Origin of the sequence: Pontibacterium sp. (assembly GCF_041587635.1) — a bacterium.
Lineage (GTDB): Bacteria > Pseudomonadota > Gammaproteobacteria > Pseudomonadales > Balneatricaceae > Pontibacterium.
Map to the genome: position 1 here is coordinate 1 of NZ_JBFGYC010000493.1, position 2,999 is coordinate 2,999.

Genomic DNA, 2,999 nt, shown 5'->3' on the forward strand with positions numbered 1-2,999 from the left:
ACGGATCTCAGGACAACGGTTCCGGCGATAACGGTTCTCAGGACAATGGCTCCGGCGATAACGGATCTCAGGACAATGGTTCTGGTGATAACGGATCTCAGGATAACGGTTCCGGAGATAACGGCTCGCAGGACAACGGCTCTGGTGATAACGGATCTCAGGACAATGGTTCTGGCGACAATGGATCTCAGGACAGCGGTTCTCAGGACAATGGTTCCGGCGATAACGGTTCTCAGGACAATGGTTCCGGTGATAACGGTTCCGGCGACAGCGGTTCCGGAGATAGCGGCTCGCAGGATTCTTGCGATGATCCAGCGATGCGGGAAGTGGGATGTGAAACCGGTGTTGAAGACGGTCGGCTGGCAGGTGAAGCAGTTGTCACAGGTACCCTGTGTGATGACGTGATGTCTGATGAGGAAGGTGGACAGATCATCAGGACCTATCAGGGTGATGATATTGTTCTCGATGCTGTTGGTGATAATTCCGCATATCTCGGAGCCGGTGATGACGTTTATAAAGTGGCTGGAGACGGCGAAGACTTTGTAATGGGTTGTGATGGTAACGATGTCATTCTGTCTGGTGATGGAGAAGACGTTATTCTGGGCGGGACAGGAAATGATGTTGTCTACTCTGGAGCGGATCGTGACGTTCTGGAAGGTGGGGATGGTAATGACATCCTTTACTCAGAGGGCGGTAACGATGTTCTCTTTGGGGGATCTGGTAACGATATCCTGAAGTCTGGCGAAGGCAATGATGTAATCTATACAGGTACTGGCGAAAATTTTGCGGATGCCGGTAGTGGTGATGATTTCGTTGTCGGGGGTGATAGCGCTGACACCCTGCTGGGTGATCTGGGTGATGATACGCTCTGGGGTGGAGAGGGTGATGATGTTATTGCGGGTGGTTCCGGTGATGATACCCTGCGTGGTCATGAAGGTGATGATACGCTATATGGTGGCGCTGGTAGCGATGCCGCATATGGTGGTTCAGGTTCAGATACTTACGTTGCACACAGCGGTGTTGACTACTTTGATGGCGGTGCTGGTGACTGGACTGATACAGTGCAGTTTGAGGTTGAGGGCGGAAATAGCTTCGTCATCTATGCAAATGGTGAGCGTCAGTCTTTTGATGTTGCTGATCAGTCGCTAGCGTTAGATGCGAATAGCTCTGGCGTGGTTGCCTTTGCAGACGGTTCAGAGATTGCCTTTACCAATCTTGAATTGATTGAGTGGACCTAATTTAATACTCGATACGGGTTTAAATAAAAGCCGCTGTATGTGCTGTCTCTAACGGGTGGTGCTGCAGCGGTTTTTTATTTCGGGTATGTGGTTTGGTCTATCGTGGTCGTTTTGTTCATAGTGAGTACAAAGCCACCGTATCCTTTTGGATAGGGTGGCTTTTGGGTTTATAGTTTTTGCAGGCGCTGCTGGGCCTTAGCATGGTCTTGTGCTGCGGCTAACCCGTACCAGAAGCGAGCCATGTCCTTGTGGTCGATGTCATGGTCAGGTGTCGCCTTGTTTTCATACATTAAGCCCAGATTAAACTGGGCGGCTTTGAAGCCTGTGTATGCCGCTCTCTGGTAAAGCATAAATGCGCGGGCTTTCTTGTCGCTGTTCTCCAGCTTAATGGCCACCGTGTTTTGGGCGCGTTCGTGGCCGTTTTGGGCAGCCTGCTCGTACCAGTGCAGGGCTTTCTGTTTGTTTGCTGGATGTTCGTCACTTTTTCTTTCATAAAGCCGGGCCAGATTGTATTGGCTGAAGGCATTGCCTAAGTTGGCTGCTTTTAGGTACCAGTGGAGTGCCTGTTCCTCGTTTCCCTGGTTCATGTGCAGCAGCGCAAGGTTGTTCTGTGCGCGTGCAAATCCAGCTTCGGCTGCTTGTGTGTACCAATAAAGTGCATCGCTGGGGTTTTCCTCTTCGCAAAGAAGGGCGTAGCGATACTGGCCGAATGGAATGTTTTTGCGCGCGGCTTCGGCGAAGCACTCTATTTCTGATGGAGTAGTCTTTACTTTTTTGTTGGCTTTCTTTAGTGCGTTGTCGCTGAGTGGTTTTTTAGCGAGTTGTGTCAGTGTTTCAAGCAGCGTTTCCATGTCGATGCGGCGAGTGGGGGATTTCTGCAGCATGCTTTCTAATAGGGTGCGTACATCGTTTGAAAAGCTGTCGGGCAGATCGACCTGACGTGTGCAGTGGCAAAGCATTTTGTGTGCGTCGGATGTCGCGTGGATATCAAAAGGCAGACTGCCGGTCAGCAAATAGAAAAGCGATACACCCAGCGCATATATATCTGAACCTGAATGATGGTAACCCTGATATTTCTCGGGAGCTGTGTAGCTGAAGTCTGTTTTGGCAACTTCGCTGCGAGAGCTGTCTGCGGACTCTGCAATCCCGAAGTCAGTCAGGGTAAGTGTGTCATGTTGGTCTATAAGGATATTAGATGGCTTGATGTCCAGATGATGGATGCCAAGCTGATGCAGTTTGTCGAGGATTCTGCAAAGAGTGAGGGTGAGACCAATCGCGGTTCGTTCAGATATTGGGCCCAGGCGGTCGATGCGATTTTTGAGTGGTTCGCCCTCTATATAGTCAGTCAGGATGACAAGCTGGTCTTGGTGGCGAATTGCGCGAAAAAATTGCTGAGTGTTTTCAACACCGGATACTGCATGTAACGATAATATTTCTTGTTCGAAGATAGGGTGGTCGGTGATGTCGTTGAATTTCTTTGCAGCGAACTTACGGTAGGGAGGTTCTTGTTCCTGAACCCGGTAAACGGTTGAAAATCCACCGTTTGCTACTTCTTCAAGTATTTCGTATCCACACAAAAACGCCATAAGTATCCATCAATGTAACGTAAAAAAGTTACATGGGATTTTAACATCGATTTTAGGATCTGTTTGGATGTAAGTAATAAAGAAGGGAAGAATCTTAAATGGTCGGAGTGGAGGGATTCGAACCCCCGACCCTCTGCTCCCAAAGCAGATGCGCTACCAAGCTGCGCTACACTCC

Annotated in this window: 1 protein-coding gene and 1 pseudogene; one reads left to right on the forward strand and one right to left on the reverse strand. The window is 49.5% G+C overall.

Annotated elements, in window-relative coordinates:
* A pseudogene (locus tag ABYW01_RS17985) lies at window positions 1-1,238 on the forward strand (hypothetical protein); the annotation flags it as partial.
* Window positions 1,239-1,405: 167 nt separating this feature from the next.
* On the opposite strand, the gene ABYW01_RS17990 reads toward ABYW01_RS17985, so the two are convergent.
* The gene (locus ABYW01_RS17990; RefSeq protein ID WP_372835470.1) at window positions 1,406-2,824 is read right to left on the reverse strand and encodes a protein kinase; all 1,419 of its coding nucleotides are present in this window, start codon (window positions 2,822-2,824) and stop codon (window positions 1,406-1,408) included.
* Window positions 2,825-2,999 lie beyond the last annotated feature (175 nt).